This is a genomic window from Phaeobacter gallaeciensis, from assembly GCF_001678945.1.
In the GTDB taxonomy this organism is placed as follows: Bacteria; Pseudomonadota; Alphaproteobacteria; order Rhodobacterales; family Rhodobacteraceae; genus Phycobacter; species Phycobacter gallaeciensis_A.
In genome coordinates this window covers 2,028,461-2,045,244 of the sequence record NZ_CP015124.1, presented here as the reverse complement: position 1 = coordinate 2,045,244, position 16,784 = coordinate 2,028,461, and the positions used below count along the sequence as shown (strand labels likewise).

The window sequence follows — 16,784 nt, the reverse complement described above, 5'->3', positions numbered from 1 at the left end:
GTCGATAGGGACAGGATGATCCGATCCGGGTCCGGCGATGGGGCGTCCTCCCGCCCGTCGTTCGCCTTTTTGGTGAAAGGCTGCCTCCCGTTGGGCCCGGCGCCGCGCAAGGCGCGGCGCCGGGCCCAAGGCCGCAAAGGCTGTCGTGGCACGGCCACGGCAGCCTTTGGGCGCGGGAGGTTCTGTCTTTAAAGGGTCAGATAAAGCTGCGGATGGTCTTCAGCGCGCCGTCCAAGGCTTCACCTTTTTCGTCCTGCAGCGCCGCTTCGCGCAGGCGGGCGACCCATTCGGGACCGTCGTCGCGGGTTTCGACCAGTCGCGCGCCGTCCAGAACCCGGTCGAATTTCGACAGGCCCCGTGTGTGGGTGTCGGAATAGCCCTTGATCAGGCGCCGACAGCGCAGCACTTCCACCGCCATGTCATAGCTGCTGGGCAGATAGCCGATCGCGCGGTTCAACCAGTCGTCCAGATGCGCCTGTTCCAGCGCGTGGCGGCGGCTCTTGCGGCGCCAGCCGCGCAGGCCGCCCATCACATAAAGCAGGGCAAAGCCACGGAAGCGGTCGGTGCGGATGCGGCGGCCCTTGTTGAACAGCCGGTCGAGACGTTTCATCCAGACCGGGCTGGCCTCGATCCGGGCGCCAAGCCCCGCAGGCAGCAGACCGGCGATCTCTTCGGCGCGCGGGTGCAGATAATCGGTCAGGGTCATCAGCTTGTCAGCACTGCCAACCTGATCCTCGATCCGGTCGAACCGGCTGGCGCGGGTTTTCAGATCTGCCACCCGGATCACATCGTCATAGGCCATGGCATTGGCGATGTATTTCGCGGCCTCGCGCGACAGCACATACCCCCGGTCAGCGCTGTCGCGGCCCAGGATGCCTTCGAGCCGGTCCAGATATTCGGCGCCATAGGCGATGTCCTGAAAATCCACCACCTTGCGCAGGCCCGGCAGCGCCAATTCCTGGACCGCAGCTGGCAGGGCATTGATCCGGTCCAGCAGCGCGCCATAGGCCCGTAGCTTTCCGGCGGATCCCGCCGGTTTCGCCGCTTCGGCGGGGGTGGAGGCGGCTGCAGCCGGGGCCTCTTTCCCGCCCTGGGCCAGATCATATCCGGCGGCAAAGGCACGCAGGCTGGCCTCGACGCCCTTACCTCCCGCGCGGATCGCCTCTTCAAAGGCAGCACGTTTGAACGGCAGGGCTCCGGATCCGGCCAGTGCACCGAACAGCGACGCGGAGATCACTGAGCCGACACCGACAGCGGCCTGTTCCATATCGGCCATGACCAGCTGCCGCGCCGCGGTTTCGGCGGCGGCGCGCACTTCGGCGGCATCGGCCATGCCGTCGCCCGGCACCATTTTCTCAGAGACTGCCAGCGCCCGGTGGGTCGATGCGATCAGAGTGGTGCGGTCCGGGGTGACAAAGCCGCGCATGATGGCGCGCCCGGCTTCCATCATTTCGGCGGCAATCATCACGTCGATGTCGCCCTGCGCCGGTGCGAGGGAGAAGACAGGCGTTGGCACCGATGCAGGCGCCATTTCGATGTAATAGATGGTGGCGCCGGTACGCTGCGCCACGCCCGCGACGCTGGTCGCCTGCGCGGAATAGCCTTCGGCGCGGGCCAGGGATTCGATCCAGTTGGTCAGGACGCCGCCGCCCTGTCCGCCCACGGCAAGGATCGCGACCTTGATGACGCCGTCCAGATGGGTGGCGCCTCCGCCAGATGCGATTGGCAGTTCGATGGACATCACGCGGCTCCTTCGCTCAGGTCGGTGGAAAAGGTCAGGCGTCGCGCTGCGCGGCGGTTCTGCAGCCAGGAGATCATCCGGTTGCGCAATCCTGCGGTCCAGCGTTCAAACCCGGTCGGGTTGTGCACCACGCGGGCCTCGTAGAAGGACGGGCAGAGGATCGCAGCATCAGCGACCTCGCCGCAGTTGCCGCAGCCGACGCAGGTCTGGTCGATATGGGCGACAGGATCGTCGCGCAGCGGGTCGTCCAGTTTCTTCAGCGACAGTGAGGGGCAGCCGGACAGGCGGATACAGGCGTGATCGCCGGTGCAGATATCCTCATCAACGCCAAAGCGGGGCACCTCGACGCGGGTACCGTCCTTGATCGCGGCATTGCGCTGGGGTTTCTCCCGCCGCTGCCGGTTCAGCATGCATTCCGAGGAGGCCACGATCACCTTTGGCCCATCGTAATCGGTGGTCAGCGCCTCGCGGATGGTGGCGCGCATCTGGGTGACATCATAGGTGCGGTCGATCTGCCGGATCCATTTGACGCCAGCACCCTCCAGCGCCTTGGTGATCGGGTTGTTGGTCGCCTTGCTGGGGTTCTTGGCGCGGCTGGATGGGATGTCCTGCCCGCCGGTCGCTGCGGAATAGTAGTTGTCGACGATGATCGCGACGCTGTCCGATTTATTGAACACCATGTTGCCGATCGAAGAGCTGAGGCCGTTGTGCCAGAAGCCCCCGTCGCCAAGGATCGAGATCGCGCGTTTCTCGCCGCCGCCGTCAAAGGCCGCGTTGGAGGCCGGACCAAGGCCATAGCCCATGGTCTGCCCGCCGATTTCGAAGGGCGGCAAGGCTGCAAACAGGTGGCAGCCGATATCGGCCGAGATCTGATGCTTGCCCAGCTCCTGCTCCACCAGTTTCATCGAGGCAAAGATGGGCCGTTCCGGGCAGCCGGTGCAGAACCCCGGCGGGCGGATCGGCACGGTCTGGCTGAGGTCGGGAATTTCGGGCGCCGGTTCGTTCGGGGCCAGAACCTGTCCGGGCAGCAGGTGCGCGGCATAGGTGCGCAGGAAATCGTCGATGCCGTCCTTCATCACCTGGCCGGTATATTCGCCTGCCTTGGGGAAGGTGCCCTTGCCTTCAAGCTTGGTGCTGCTGCCTGCCTTGTAAAGCATGGCGCCAAGCTGCTGTTCGATGAACTCGGGCTGGCCTTCCTCGATCATCAGGACGGCATCCTTGTCCTCGCAGAAATCGAGAAGGTCGCTTTGCACCAGCGGGTAGGTCACGTTCATCACGTAAAGCGGCACGTCGGTGTTGCCCGACAGATCCGCAAGGCCAAGGCGTTGCAGGGCGCGGATGACGCTGTTGTACATGCCGCCCAGGCAGATCAACCCGACCTTGCCTTCCTTCGGGCCAAAGCGTTCGTTCAGACCATTGTCGAGGATGTACTTCTCGGCAGCGGGCCAGCGGTTGTCGATCTTGTCGTGTTCATGCTGATAGGACATCGGCGGCAGCACCACGCGGGAGAAATCCCGCTGCGGGTTGGCCAGCGCATCGCGCACGGTCAGATCGGGGCGCTGGTTTTCGCGGCATTCAAAGGTGCCAGTCACGTGGCAGGATCGGATCCGCACCATCAGCATCACCGGCGTGTTCGACGCTTCGGACAGGCCAAAGCCATCGCCCACAGATTTCACGATCGAAGGCAGGTTGGGGCGTGGGTCCAAGAGCCAGAACTGCGATTTCATCGCAAAGGCATAAGACCGCTCCTGCATGATCGAGGAGCCTTCGCCGTAATCCTCACCCACCACCACAAGAGCGCCGCCGGTGACGCCCGAAGAGGCGAGGTTGGCCAGCGCATCCGAGGCCACGTTGACCCCGACCGATCCCTTGAAGGTGACCGCGCCGCGGATGGGATAATGGACCGAGGCTGCAAGCATCGCCGCCGCTGCCGCTTCGGAGGCGTTTGCCTCGTAGCGCACGCCAAGTTCGCCGAGCAGGTCCTCGGCATCGGCCAGCACGTCCATCAGGTGCGAGATCGGCGCGCCCTGATAACCGCCGACATAGCCGACTCCGTTTTCCAGCAAGGCCTTTGTGATGGCCAGAATGCCTTCGCCGGTAAAGCTGGTCCCGGCACCTTTGCGCAGGTGCTCTACTTCTGCCTTGAACGACCTTTCGGCCATTGGCGCCTCCTTGGATATCGTTCTGGGGGACCGTCGTGGAAGACGGTCGGGTTAAATCTGGTGTACGCGCACGTTGCGCAGGATGGTTTGCAGGGTGGTCACGAACTGACGCTGCTCTTCGGCGCTGATGCCGGTGAACATCTGGGCATAGGCTTCGGCGATATGCGGCCAGAGCTTTTCCTGCGTCTCTCGGCCCTTGGGGGCCATGAAGATCCGGGTGGCGCGGCTGTCGTCGGGGTCGGGACGGCGGATGATCAGCTCGTCCTGTTCCAGCTTGTCCAGCGACCGGCTGAGCGTGGATTGTTCGACCACCGCATAGACGGCGAGTTCACGGATCAGCAGCCCGTCGAGCACCGACAGTACGGCGAGGGCGCGCATCTTAGCCGTGTTGAGGCCGAGCGCCGCCATCTCTTCGCGCAAGGACGCGTTGTAGCGGCCCATGATGCGGTTCATCAGGTAGGGGGGGAAGTTTTCCAGCCCGATTTCGCCCAGACGGGGCAGCGGTGTGTCCGCCTCCGGTTGGTCTGCCGTGGCCGTGGTGGTGTCGTCCGTGCTCATGCGCCCATCCTTTTTGCAAGGTTGTAGCCGGACCCTCCGCCCAGACCAGGTCCGGGGTGGGTCGCGGCCCCAATCAGATGCAGGTCCTTCACTGCGGTGGCGTTATTGACCGATTGCGGGAAGGGGCGCCAGACAAAGAACTGGTCCAGCGTGCAGGATCCGCCATAGGGATCGCCGCCCACCAGGTTCATGTTCAGATCCTGAAGATCGGCAGGGGAATAGGCGCGGCGGGCCAGTTTGATCTTGTCGAAATCCTTGATGTTACGGGACAGGATCGCCTCGATCCGGTCGGCAAAGGCTTCGCGGGTCGGTTCATCCCACTCGGGTCCGCTGTCGATCTCTTTTGCGGCGTCGCCTTTGATAACGCGGGGGGCGTCGGGGATCTGCAGCCACAGGATCGCCTTTCCATCCGGGCAGCGGGTGGGGTCCATGCGGTGGGGCTGGCCCACGCAGATCGTGGGCGTTTCCGGCAGCATGCCGCGTTCGGCCTCGTTGGCGGATTTCGAAACGCTGTCGACCCCGTCTGCGAGGTGGACAAGCGCGACATCTTCCAGCCCCTCGCTCAGCCATTCCGGAACGGCATCCAGCGCATAGTGCAGCTGGAAATTGCCGCGCCCGTGGCGGTAGTTCTTCGCGGCCTCCGGCGCGGTTTCCTGCGGCAGCAGGCGGCCATAGAGTTGCGACGGCGTGACCGAAGCGATGACCGAGGCGCCGCGGATGACCTCTCCGTCGGCGGTTTCGATGCCGGTGGCGCGGCCGTTTTCGGTAAGGATACGCGTCACATCGGTGCCGGTACGGATCTCGCCGCCATTGGCGGTGATCAGCCGTTCAAAGGCTTCGGCGGCAGCCCCGGCGCCACCTTTGACCACCGGCGCCCCAGCGGCCTCTAGCGCAAAGGCGATGACGCGGCCCATCTGGCCGGAATAAGTGCTTTCGGGGGTGAGGCCGCAATGCAGCACCCAAGGCGCCCAAAGCGCCTGAAGGTCTTCGGAGCCATAAGAGCTTTCCAGCCAGCCGCGCGCCGGTTGCAGCGCTGCGCCGACCCAGGATTTGAGACCGTTGAGGCCCCGTTTCCACGCCTGTTTTGCCAGCAGTTTGGCGGTGCCAGCAGACCAGAGCGGTCCGCCCAGCAGCGCAAAGAGGAAGTCGGCGTCGGCTTCGATGCCGCCCACGTCGCGGCCATGTTGCGCCCCGTCGCCGGGGCTGAGCGCGTCAAAGGCAGCGATATTGGCGGCGCGGTCCATGGTCAGTACGGTGGCGCGGCCATCGGGGCGCAGGACCGCCGTGGGGCGGTCCGTGTGACAGAACTCAAGCCCATGTTTCGCCAGATCGCCCGCCAGTTCTGCATAGGCAGGCGAGGTGAGAAACAGGACGAAGGTCGCCGCCATCACATCATGGGAATACCCGGGCAGCGTGATCTCATCGGTGCGCAGGCAGCCTCCGATGCGGTCCGAGCGTTCGAGCATCAGAACCGGTTTGCCCTTGCGGGACAACAGCGCGGCGGCGACCAGTGAATTGATCCCGGTGCCGATGATGATGTGAGGGGCGGCGGCCATCTGCTCTTATCCCTTGGGGACCAGCGCCAGCGCGCGGATCGGGCTGCCGGTGCCGCGCTGGATCTTCAGCGGTGCGGCAATCAGGATGGCGCCCTTTGCGGGCAGCTTGTCCAGATTGGCCAGCGAGGCCAGACCAAAGCGGTTGTTGGCGTGCAGCAGGTTATGCGCCGGGAAGGGCGGGGTCATGCCACCGGCCATGCCTGCGTCGGTGCCGATGCACTGGCTGCCCCAGCCGACGATGCCCTTGTCGACCAGATACTGGATCACCTCGGCGGTCGGTCCGGGGGTGTGCGGACCGGTTTCATCGGCGTTGAGGAACTTGGCCTCGTCGTCGGCGTATTGATCCCAGTCGCTGCGCAGGACGACCCATTCACCGGCCTTGATCTCGCCGTGCTCGGCCTCCCAGGCCTTCACGTGGTCGATGGTCAGCAGGAAGTCGGAATCTTCGCCGCACTCCTTGGAGAAGTCGAGCACGTTCACCGGCGCGATCAGGCGCTGCACGTCCAGCGTGTCGGTGTAGCCTTCTTCGAAATCCTTGCCGGTAATCCAGTGATGCGGCGCATCAAAGTGGGTGCCGGTGTGTTCGCCCAGCTTCATCCAGTTCCAGGCAAAGAAGGGGCCGTCTTCGTCGTATTCGCTGATCTTGTGGATTTCGACCTTGGGTGTGTTTTTCGCGAAATCTTCCGGCAGCTGCAGGATCGGAGTGTTCGGCCCCAGAACCCCGGTGCAGTCCACCACTTCGATTTCCCCGGTCAAAAGCTTGGCGCCAAGCCCGTCCAATGCGGTTGTTGCGGTCATTATCGCCTCCCGTGTTGTGCGCGGTCTGAAGGTGCCGCTTTTTGCGATGACAAATCCATGCTAGACATAATTACATGCATTTGCAAATATCAATATGTAAAGGATAAAGGAATCTGCCCATGTCAGCGGCGCCGGACGCAGTTATTATCGGAAGCGGTCACAACTCTTTGGCCTGTGCTGCGCATCTGGCGGCAAAGGGCTGGAGTGTGGCCGTATACGAGCGCGCCGAAACGCCCGGCGGGGCAGTAAAAACCGGGGAATATACGCTTCCGGGCTTTCGCCATGACTGGGCCGCGATGAATCTGTCGCTCTTTGCAGGGTCCGCCTTTCATCAGAAATATGCCGAGGAACTGGCCGGGCACGGGCTTGGTTTTGCTCCTGCGGCGGATTGTTTTGCCTCGGTTTTTCCGGATCAGACCTGGTTGGGTATCGGCAATGATGCGGCGGCCAATGTGGCGCGAATCGCAGCTGAAAATGCGGCTGATGCAAAAGCCTGGGAGGCGTTGAGCGCCGCGTTTCCAGAGCGTGCTGAAACTTTGTTCGCTTTGCTGGGCAGTCCGATCAATAAACGTGCATTTGCATCTTTAGGCTGGAAGTCTTGGCGCAAGATGGGCGCTGCCGGGCTGATGGATCTGGGGCAGTTTCTGGCCTCTTCGCCGCGCAGCTGGCTGGAAGAGACATTCGAATCGTCAAAGGTCCGTGCCCTTCTGGCGGCCTGGGGCATGCATCTGGATTTTGCCCCGGACATCGCGGGCGGTGCGCTGTTTCCTTACCTAGAAGGACAGGTGAACCAGGCGTTTGGCATGGTACTGGGGCAGGGCGGCGCCGATGGCATCATCAAGGCCATGATCGCCATGATCGAGGCGCGTGGCGGATCGGTAACCTGCGGCGCCGAAGTGTCGCGGATTCTGCACGCGGGCGGACGGGCCACGGGAATCGAGTTGTCGGACGGGACACAGGTGCAGGCAAAACGGGCGGTCATCGCTAATGTCGCCCCTGCCGCGATGCTGCGGCTGACCGGCGGCACACCCGACAAACGGTATGATCGCGGGATGGAGAAATTCGCCCATGCGCCGGGGACCATGATGATCCATCTGGCGATGGAGGATCTGCCGGACTGGGCGGCGGGGGATGGTCTGAAACGCTTTGCCTATGTGCATATGGCGCCCGAGCTTGACCAGATGGCGCGCACCTATGCGCAGGCCAAGGCGGGGCTGTTGCCGGATGAGCCGGTGATCGTCTGCGGTCAGCCCACCGTCATCGACCCCAGTCGCGCGCCCGAGGGCAAACATGTTCTGTGGTTGCAGGTGCGCATGGTGCCCGGTCAGATCAAGGGCGATGCCGCCGGACAGATCACCGCCACCGACTGGACAGAGGCAGCGCAGCCAATGGCAGAGCGCGCGCTCGATATCCTTGAAACCTATGCGCCCGGTACAAGGGCAAAGATCCTTGGCCAGCATATCGTGACGCCCACCATGCTGGAGGCCGATAACCCCAACCTTGTGGGCGGGGATCAGGTCTGTGGCAGTCACCAGCTCAACCAGCATTTCATGTTCCGGCCCCTGCGCGGGTTTGCGGATGGCTCCACCCCGATCCGTGATCTTTATCACACCGGGGCGGCTGTCTGGCCCGGAGCGGGAACCGGAGCCGGGGCGGGATACCTCCTCGGGCAAAAACTGGCCGGCACCTAATCACAACAACATGTCGGCCTTCCAACCAACAGGGAAAAGCAAAATGAAATTGACAAGACGCACTTTACTTCAGAGCACCGCCGCCAGCGTGGCGCTTGCCGGGGCCAGCCTGCCCAGCTTTGCCGCCGGGATCGAAGAGCTGGTGATTGCCTATAACGTGAACCTGCCCAGCTGGGATCCGACCGTCGGTCCCTCGGCGGTGAACCCCACCATTCAGGGCATCTACCAATCGGTGTTCGATCTGTTCATCCCGCAGAACCCGGATCTGTCCTTTGGTTCCGGGATCATCAGCGATTATGGCTGGAACGATGACAAGACAAAGGTCTGGATGGATGTGCGCGAAGGCGTCACCTGGCACAATGGCGATCCCCTGACACCCGAAGACGTGGTCTGGTCGCTGGAACGTGCGGGCAACCCCGAGACCGGCAACCCGATCCAGTTCATCTGGGGCAAGATCGGCAATTTCTCCATCGAGGGGAACCGCGTCACCGCTGACGTGCTGGCCTATGAGCCGACGATCTTCAAATGGATGAGCTTCCTGACCGGCTATATCCTGCCCAAGAAATACTACGAGGAAGTCGGGGCAGATGGCTTTGAGGCCGCGCCTGTGGGCACCGGTCCCTATATGGTCGAAAAGTTCGAGCGCAACGCATTCGTGCGCCTGAAGGCGAACGAGAACTACTGGGGCGGCGCGCCCGAATTCAAATCCGTCACCATCAAGTTCGTGACCGATGCCGCCAGCCGCGTGGCCGAGGTGGAATCGGGCAACGCCCATGTGACGCTGGAAATGCCCTATGAGGAATTCGACCGCCTGAAGGAAAAATCGGGCATCATGGGCACTGCCGCACCGGTGTCGGATATCGGCATGATCTTCATCAACGATATCGAAGTGATGACCGATCCCAACGTGCGCATGGCCATGGCCCATGCGATCGACAAACAGCTGATCATCGACCGGCTGCTGTCCGGCTATGGCGTGGCGATCGACACGCTGCAGACGCCCGATTACGTGGGCTATGACGAGACGATCAAGGTCGCCTATGATCCGGAGAAGTCCAAGGAGCTGCTGGCGGCCTCTGGCTATGGTCCCGACAATCCGGTGAAATTCACCATCCAGACCACCCGTGGCTTTAAGCCGAAGGATTACGAGATCATCCAGGCCATCGTCGGTCTGTGGCGCCGGGTCGGTATCGAGGCCGAGATCGAAGTCTACGAGATTGCCAAACACTACGAGCTGCGCGCGGCCGACACATTGGCGCCTGCGGCCTTCTACAACTGGGGCAACTCGATTGGTGATCCCACCACCTCGACCGGCTTTGCCATGTTCGGCCCCTCGCCGCATTCGGTCTGGGACGGTGAGGAGCTGATGCAGAAGATCCTGCCGCTCTGGGGTGAATCGGACGAGGACAAGCGGATCGCGGGCTGGAAGGACGTGGACCGTTTCATCGCCGAGAACGCGCTGGTGATCCCGCTGCTGCAATATGTTCAGCCGATCCTGCACAGCGATCAGGTGAAGGTGGTGCCGCATGCCTCGGGCGCGCTGTTGCCGCATCTGATGACACGGGCCTGATCCCTCTCTCCCTTGGTTGCGGGGCATCGGTCTGATTGTGCCGGTGCCCCGCGGCCCTTTTTCACGACCTCACAGAACGAAGGTAGACAATGCAGATCCTGCGCAGAATGATCGCGCGGCTGGCGGCCACTATGGTGACGCTGGTCGGGGTGGCGATCATCGTCTTTGTGGTTATCCGCGTGGTGCCGGGCAATCCGATTGCCATGATGCTGCCGCCGGGGGCCACCGATGCGGATATCCAGCGGCTTCAGGCGCTTTACGGGTTCGACAAATCGATCCCCGAACAATTCCTGATCTGGGCCTCTGGCGTGCTTCAGGGGGATTTCGGAACCTCGATTTCCCTGCGCCAGCCGGTGTCCGAACTGGTGCTGGGCCGTCTGCCCGCCACGTTGGAACTATCAGTAATGGCGTTGGTAATCGCGGTGATGCTGGGCGGCACCATGGCGTTGACCGCGACGCTTTACCGGGGCACGCGCGTCGAAGGTGCGATCGATGTGGCCGGGGGCATGGCCCTGTCGGTGCCCGACTTCCTGTGGGGGCTGGTGCTGATCCTGCTCTTTGGCGTGCTTTGGCCGCTGTTTCATATCTCGGGCCGGGTGTCGCCCTCGCTGGGGTTCGAGTTCCAGTCGAATTTCTATCTCTGGGAAAGCTTCATCCGCCTGCGGTTCGATGTCTGGGCCGATATCGTCGCCCATATGTTCATGCCCGCGCTGGCGCTGGCGATCCCGCTGGCGGCGATCATCTCGCAGCTGCTGAAACAGTCGCTGAAGGAAACCATGCATCTGGATTACGTGACCCTGGCGCGCACCAAGGGCTACGCCGAGACCAGCATCATCACCCGCGAGGCGCTGCCCAATGCGATCCTGCCGACGCTGACCTTGGTCGGGGTGCAGTTCACCTTCCTGATTGGCGGCACGGTCATTGTGGAGCGGCTGTTTTCTTATGAGGGGCTGGGCAACATGGCCATTGATGCGGTGATCAACCGCGATCTGCCACTGATCCAGGGGATCGTGATCCTGTTCGCCCTGATTTTCACCGTGGTCAATTTGGTCGTCGACATGACCTATGCCGCCCTGAACCCGAGGCTCCGTCATGCGTGATACCCGAGCACACACCCGCAAACCGGGCCTGCGCCTGTGGCTGTCCGGGGGCTGGATCAGCCTTCTAGTTCTGGCCGCGCTGTTGGCGCCCTGGATCAGCCCGCATGATCCGCTGGCGCAGGACCTGTTCGCCGGACGGATGCCGCCCTTCTGGGAGACGGGCGCCGATCCCAATTACTGGCTGGGCACCGATTCCCTGGGCCGCGATGTCCTCAGCCGCATTCTGCATGGCGCCCGGCTGGCGCTGAGCGTGGCGCTGATCGCCGGGGTGCTGACCTGTCTGATTGGGGCCACGCTGGGCCTGATCGCTGGCTATTACGGCGGCTGGGCCGATCTGGTGATTTCCCGCCTCGTGGATATCTGGATGGCCTTCCCGCCGGTCCTTTTTGCGATCCTGCTGATCGCGGTTCTGGGCACTGGCATGACTTCGATCATCATCGCCATCGTGGTGATTGACTGGACCCGTTTTGCCCGGGTGATCCGGGCCGAAGCAATGAGCCAGGGCAAGATGGATTACGTCGCCTCGGCACAGGTTGTGGGGCGCACCCGGTTCGGTACCGCGCTGACGGAAATCCTGCCCAACGTGCTGCCCACCATCGTGGCGCTGCTGACGCTGGAGATGGGCATTGCAATCATCGTCGAGGCGATCCTCAGCTTTGTGAACCTGTCGATCTCCACCGATGCGCCGACCTGGGGCGGGATGATCGCCGAGGGGCGCACCTCGGTCCATCAGGCCTGGTGGGTGCTGGTGTTCCCGCTGGTCGCCCTGTTTTTCACCGTTCTCAGCTTCTCGCAGCTTGGCGAGGGTCTGAAGGACCATTTCGATCCGGTGCTGCGATGAGCTTTCTGTCCATTCAAGACCTGACCGTGCGCCTCAGGGGCAATGTGCCGATCTTGCGGCGTGTGTCGCTCAATGTGGCGGCGGGTGAATCCCGCGCCCTTGTCGGCGAAAGCGGCGCAGGCAAATCCATGATCGGCAAATCGGTGCTGGGCACCCTGCCGCAGGCGCTGGGAATCACCGGCGGGCAGATCATCCTGGAAGGCGAGGATCTGGGCCAGCTGTCACCGCGCGCGCGCCGCCAGAGGATTGGCGCCAAGGTCGCCCTGATCCCACAGGATCCGCTGACCGCGCTCAACCCTTCGCGCCGGGTGGGGCCGCAGATCACCAACCGGCTGGTGGATATCCTTGGCTGGTCGCGCAAGGCCGCCGAGGCCCGGGCGCTGGAGCTGCTGGAAGAGGTCCATATCCCCGATCCCGCCCGCGTCATGCGCGCCTACCCGCACGAGCTGTCGGGGGGAATGCGCCAGCGGATCCTCATTGCCTCCGCCTTTGCGGCAGAGCCGAAGCTGATCATCGCGGATGAGCCGACGACCGCGCTGGATGTCACCGTGCAGAAGCAGATCCTGCGGCTGATCTCGGACATGCAGCAACGCCATGGTACCGCGCTGTTGTTCGTGACCCATGATCTGGGCGTGGTCTCCAAGGTCTGCCAGACCATGACCGTGCTCTACTCCGGCAAGGTGGTCGAGGACACCAAGGTGCGCGACTTCTTCGCGAGCCCCGGGCATCCCTATTCGGCGGCCCTGTTGGCAGCGACGCCGAAATACACCGATCCGGACGGCAGTCTGACCCCGGTCCCCGACGCGGTGATCCGCGCGGTGGAGGAAGAGGTTGCGGCCTTTGACCGACAAATGGAGGGCTCGGCATGAGTGATGTGATCTATGATGTGAAGGATCTGCGGCTCAGCTTTCCGGACATGTCGCGCAAACCAATCCTTGGTCCTGCGCCGCGGATCGAGATCCTCAAGGGGCTGACCTTCCAGATCCCCAAGGGTGAGGTTTTGGGCATCGTTGGCGGCTCTGGGTCCGGTAAATCCACATTGGGGCGGGCGCTGATCCGGTTGATTGAACCGGACAGTGGTCAAATTTCGTTTGAGGGGACAGACATCACCCATATGTCAGAGGAGGCCCTGCGCCCCCTGCGGCGGCGGTTCCAGATGATCTTTCAGGATCCCCTGTCCTCGCTTAACCCGCGCCGCCGGGTGGGGGGGATCATCGCCGGTCCCTTGCGCCTGCATGGGCTTGAGGGGATCGACGCCCGCGTAAATGAGGCGCTGGATATGGTGGGCCTGCCACGCAGCTTTGCCAGCCGCTATCCGCATGAATTGTCCGGTGGGCAGCGTCAGCGCGTCGGTATCGCCCGCGCCATCGCCCTGCGCCCCGATTTCATCCTCGCGGATGAGATCGTCTCGGGGCTGGATGTCTCCAGTCAGGCGCAGGTGCTGAACCTGCTCGAAGAATTGGTGCGCGAGCTGGGCCTGACGCTGGCCTTCATCAGCCACGACCTGTCGGTGATCCGCCGCCTGTGCAGCCGCATTCTGGTGCTCTATCAGGGCGAAATCGTTGAAAACGCCGCGACGGCGGACCTGTTCGCTGCGCCGACTGCGCCCTACACGCAAGAGCTCCTGTCTGCGATCCCGCTGCCCGATCCCGACCAAGTTTGGGCGTAACGGGGAGCTGCAAGACCCCGTGCACCACGCGGGCAAAAGAAAAGCCGCTCCGGATAGGAGCGGCTTTTGCTATTTCAAAGAGGCTGAAAATCAGTCGGTGGACCAGCCGCCGACGGCCTTGATTTCCAGGAAATCCTCGATCCCGAAGATACCGCCTTCACGGCCGTTGCCGGACTGCTTCATGCCACCGAAGGGCGCACCGGGGGACCGGGACTGGCCGTTCATTTCCACCATGCCGGACCGTAGCACGCGGGCCATACGGTTGGCCTTGGCGCCGTCCTGGGTCTGCACATAGTTGGTCAGACCATAGGGCGTGTCGTTGGCGATCTCGACGGCTTCTTCCTCGGTCTCAAACGGGATGATCGACAGGACCGGTCCAAAGATTTCTTCACGGGCGATGGTCATCTGGTTGTTCACATCGGCAAAGACGGTCGGTTTGACGTAAAAGCCCTTGTTGAAGCCTTCAGGGCGACCGGTGCCACCGGCGACAAGGCGCGCGCCTTCGTCGATGCCCTTCTGGATCAGGTCCTGAATCTTGTTCCACTGGGTTTCATTGACCACGGGGCCGATGTGGCGACCTTCCTCGGACGCCGGGCCGACGGTGACCTTGGCGGCAACTTCGGCAGCGGTGGCCACGGCCTGATCGTAGATGCCTTTCTGAACCAGCATCCGCGAGGGCGCGTTGCAGCTTTGGCCGGTGTTGTTCATCATGTGCAGCACGCCACGCTTGACCGCTTTTTCGTCGGCATCGTCAAAGATCACGTTGGCGCCTTTGCCGCCCAGCTCAAGGTGCACCTTCTTCAGGGTGTCGGCGGCTGCCTTGGAGATCGCGGTGCCTGCGCGGGTCGAGCCGGTGAAGGACACCATGTCCACATCCGGGTGCGAGGACAGCTGCGAGCCGACGCCGACGCCATCGCCGTTCACCAGGTTGAAGACGCCGGCGGGGAAACCTGCCTCGTCCATCAGCTCGGCAAAGATCATCGCATCCAGCGGGCTTTCCTCGGAAGGCTTCAGAACCATGGTGCAGCCCGCGATGGCCGCGGCACCCACCTTGAGCGTGATCTGGTTCATCGGCCAGTTCCAGGGCGTGATCAGGGCAGCAACACCGACGGCTTCGTAGATGATGCGGTCGTTCTGGAAGCGGTCGCTCAGGGGGCGTTCAAATTCAAACGCCTTGGCCGCGCGCACAAAATTCTTCAGGTGGAAGATACCGGCGCCAACCTGCTGGGTGCGGGACATCTCGATCGGGGCGCCCATCTCGGTGGACATGGCCTGGGCCAGATCTTCGCCGCGGGCCTGGTAGACCTCAATCAGTTTTTCCACCAGCGCGATCCGCTCTTCTACCGGGGTCGCCATCCAGCCGGGCAGGGCGGCCTTGGCAGCGGCAACGGCGGCATTGGTATCGGCTTCGGATCCCAGGGAAATCACTGCACAGGGTTCTTCGGTGGAAGGATCGATGACATTGTGATCCTTGGCTGCCGCAGGAGCAACCCATTGGCCATTGATGTAAAAGTCGCGTTTCTCGATCATGTCCAGATCTCCCAAATCAGACGTTTCGCCAGTTTGTACCGGCGCTTTCGCGCGCCACTGTGTCACTGCCTTGACCCTTGGGCAAGACCACATTCACATAATTTGATCAAATTATGTGAGGCGGATTTTCGCGGATAAACCCAGGGTTTTCCGTTTTGTCGCAGGTGATTGGCACTTTTGTGCTGGTCTTGACGCCGCAGGGGTTTAACCTGCGCTGCGATTGATTACCTTGCGTAGCAAGATACGTATTGAAAACTGAATGTGAACGCAGAGAGGAGACCGTCATGGGTTTGCGCATCAACGATGTGGTTCCGAATTTCACCGCCGAGACCGATCAGGGCACCATCACCTTCCACGACTGGATCGGGGACAGCTGGGCGATCCTGTTTTCCCACCCCAAGGATTTCACCCCGGTCTGCACCACTGAATTTGGTGCCGTGGCGCAGCTGTCCGAGGAGTGGGCCAAGCGCAACACCAAGGTGATCGGCGTGTCCGTTGACGGTGTCGAGGACCACAAGAAATGGAAAGGCGACATTGAAAGCTATGCCAAAACTCCGGCAGGCTTCCCGATCATCGCGGACGAAGGGCTCGCCGTGTCCAAGGCCTTTGACATGCTGCCCGCCGAAGCCTACCTGCCCGATGGCCGCACTCCGGCCGACAGCGCCACAGTGCGCTCGGTCTTCATCATCGGCCCGGACAAGCAGTTGAAACTGTCGATGACCTACCCGATGTCGGTGGGCCGCAACTTTGCCGAGATCCTGCGCGCGCTGGACGGTCTGCAGATGACCACCGGCCACGGCGTTGCCACCCCTGCCGACTGGGTGCCAGGTCAGGATGTGATCATCCCGCCGACCGTGTCGAACGAAGACGCCAAGGCCAAGTTCGGTGAGTTCGAAACCATCTTCCCCTACCTGCGCAAGACCAAAGCGCCGGAATAAGTCGGAAGACCATTTTGAAGTTCAGCAAGGGGGCCGTTTGGCCCCTTTGTCATTTCGGGGGCGTGTCTTTGGGCGCGGAGTGAATCACGATATTGAACCTCTCCTGCGGCGTGGGCAGGACAAAGTGTTTCGAGAACTGGTGAAACTGTTCTTCGGTTGCCGAGAATGGATGATCGCCACTGGCATTTCGCGCACGCAACCGGGTGAGGCAGACTTCATCCGGGACATCCAGCACATGCAGTTGATGGTCTGCAATAGTCCTGTCGAGAATGCCGTGCATCCAGGTGCGTTGCTGGATCGTATTTGCGGCGAAATCCAGCACCACGGAAACCCCTACGTTGAGCAGGTCGATAACATGAGGCGCCACGGTCTCGCGTAGCCGCGCGGTGCAACGCAGGTAATCGGTTCCGGTTTCTATCTCGCCGCGGAAGAGAGTGTTCAGCCATTGGTCCTCGGCAATGCGTACGGCCTTGTCTTCGCGCGTCAGGTGATCGGCGAGAGTGGATTTGCCAGAGGCGATCTTGCCGCACAGCATGTGCAGCGTCGGAAGTGTTTGAGACATTTCAGAAACCCTTGAAAGCGCGCGCAGGTTCTATGTGGCGCGCATATGTTGTTCAGCGTTCGACCACC

At 62.5% G+C, this 16,784-nt stretch carries 14 protein-coding genes; 7 read left to right on the top strand and 7 right to left on the bottom strand.

The window, feature by feature from the left end:
- Positions 1-196 precede the first annotated feature (196 nt).
- Genes JL2886_RS09810 through JL2886_RS09790 form a run of 5 tightly spaced genes read right to left on the bottom strand, consistent with a single transcriptional unit; the run spans position 197 to position 6,815 of the window.
- The gene (locus JL2886_RS09810) at positions 197-1,741 is read right to left on the bottom strand and encodes an indolepyruvate oxidoreductase subunit beta family protein (RefSeq protein WP_065271835.1); all 1,545 of its coding nucleotides are present in this window, start codon (positions 1,739-1,741) and stop codon (positions 197-199) included.
- On the bottom strand, positions 1,741-3,903 hold the full coding sequence (locus JL2886_RS09805) for an indolepyruvate ferredoxin oxidoreductase subunit alpha (protein WP_065271834.1): 2,163 nt from the start codon (positions 3,901-3,903) through the stop codon (positions 1,741-1,743). The genes JL2886_RS09810 and JL2886_RS09805 overlap by 1 nt, the downstream gene beginning before the upstream one ends.
- A gap of 51 nt (positions 3,904-3,954) precedes the next feature.
- Positions 3,955-4,461 carry a MarR family winged helix-turn-helix transcriptional regulator gene (locus JL2886_RS09800; RefSeq protein WP_065271833.1) on the bottom strand — a complete coding sequence of 169 codons (507 nt, stop codon included), beginning with the start codon at positions 4,459-4,461 and terminating at the stop codon, positions 3,955-3,957.
- The gene (locus JL2886_RS09795) at positions 4,458-6,017 is read right to left on the bottom strand and encodes a phytoene desaturase family protein (RefSeq protein WP_065271832.1); all 1,560 of its coding nucleotides are present in this window, start codon (positions 6,015-6,017) and stop codon (positions 4,458-4,460) included. Before JL2886_RS09795 ends, JL2886_RS09800 begins: the two co-directional genes overlap by 4 nt.
- Before the next feature lie 6 nt (positions 6,018-6,023).
- Positions 6,024-6,815 carry a cyclase family protein gene (locus JL2886_RS09790; protein WP_065271831.1) on the bottom strand — a complete coding sequence of 264 codons (792 nt, stop codon included), beginning with the start codon at positions 6,813-6,815 and terminating at the stop codon, positions 6,024-6,026.
- Positions 6,816-6,934: 119 nt separating this feature from the next.
- Here JL2886_RS09790 and JL2886_RS09785 point away from each other — a divergent pair, with 119 nt between their 5' ends.
- The 6 genes from JL2886_RS09785 to JL2886_RS09760 all read left to right on the top strand — a co-directional run bounded on the left by JL2886_RS09785 (position 6,935) and on the right by JL2886_RS09760 (position 13,686).
- Positions 6,935-8,506 (top strand): phytoene desaturase family protein, encoded by a 1,572-nt coding sequence (locus JL2886_RS09785; RefSeq protein ID WP_065271830.1) that lies wholly within the window; start codon positions 6,935-6,937, stop codon positions 8,504-8,506.
- Between the two features lie 43 nt (positions 8,507-8,549).
- Positions 8,550-10,076, top strand: a complete 1,527-nt coding sequence (locus JL2886_RS09780) for an ABC transporter substrate-binding protein (RefSeq protein WP_065271829.1) — start codon at positions 8,550-8,552, stop codon at positions 10,074-10,076.
- Between the two features lie 89 nt (positions 10,077-10,165).
- On the top strand, positions 10,166-11,176 hold the full coding sequence (locus tag JL2886_RS09775; RefSeq protein WP_065271828.1) for an ABC transporter permease: 1,011 nt from the start codon (positions 10,166-10,168) through the stop codon (positions 11,174-11,176).
- Complete coding sequence (locus tag JL2886_RS09770) at positions 11,169-12,017, top strand: ABC transporter permease (RefSeq protein ID WP_065271827.1); 849 nt, start codon at positions 11,169-11,171, stop codon at positions 12,015-12,017. The genes JL2886_RS09775 and JL2886_RS09770 overlap by 8 nt, the downstream gene beginning before the upstream one ends.
- Entirely contained in the window at positions 12,014-12,886 is an 873-nt protein-coding gene (locus JL2886_RS09765; RefSeq protein ID WP_065271826.1) for an ABC transporter ATP-binding protein, read from the top strand. The genes JL2886_RS09770 and JL2886_RS09765 overlap by 4 nt, the downstream gene beginning before the upstream one ends.
- Complete coding sequence (locus JL2886_RS09760; RefSeq protein WP_065271825.1) at positions 12,883-13,686, top strand: ATP-binding cassette domain-containing protein; 804 nt, start codon at positions 12,883-12,885, stop codon at positions 13,684-13,686. Before JL2886_RS09765 ends, JL2886_RS09760 begins: the two co-directional genes overlap by 4 nt.
- 90 nt (positions 13,687-13,776) lie before the next feature.
- On the opposite strand, the gene JL2886_RS09755 is transcribed toward JL2886_RS09760, so the two are convergent.
- A complete protein-coding gene (locus JL2886_RS09755; RefSeq protein WP_065271824.1) occupies positions 13,777-15,216 on the bottom strand; it encodes an aldehyde dehydrogenase family protein in 1,440 nt (479 codons plus the stop codon).
- A 284-nt stretch (positions 15,217-15,500) separates the two neighbouring features.
- Here JL2886_RS09755 and JL2886_RS09750 point away from each other — a divergent pair, with 284 nt between their 5' ends.
- Positions 15,501-16,154, top strand: coding sequence for a peroxiredoxin (locus JL2886_RS09750; protein WP_065271823.1), 654 nt, complete (start codon positions 15,501-15,503; stop codon positions 16,152-16,154).
- A gap of 49 nt (positions 16,155-16,203) precedes the next feature.
- Here the strand turns inward: JL2886_RS09750 and JL2886_RS09745 are convergent, their stop codons facing one another.
- A complete protein-coding gene (locus JL2886_RS09745; RefSeq protein WP_065271822.1) occupies positions 16,204-16,716 on the bottom strand; it encodes an AAA family ATPase in 513 nt (170 codons plus the stop codon).
- Positions 16,717-16,784 lie beyond the last annotated feature (68 nt).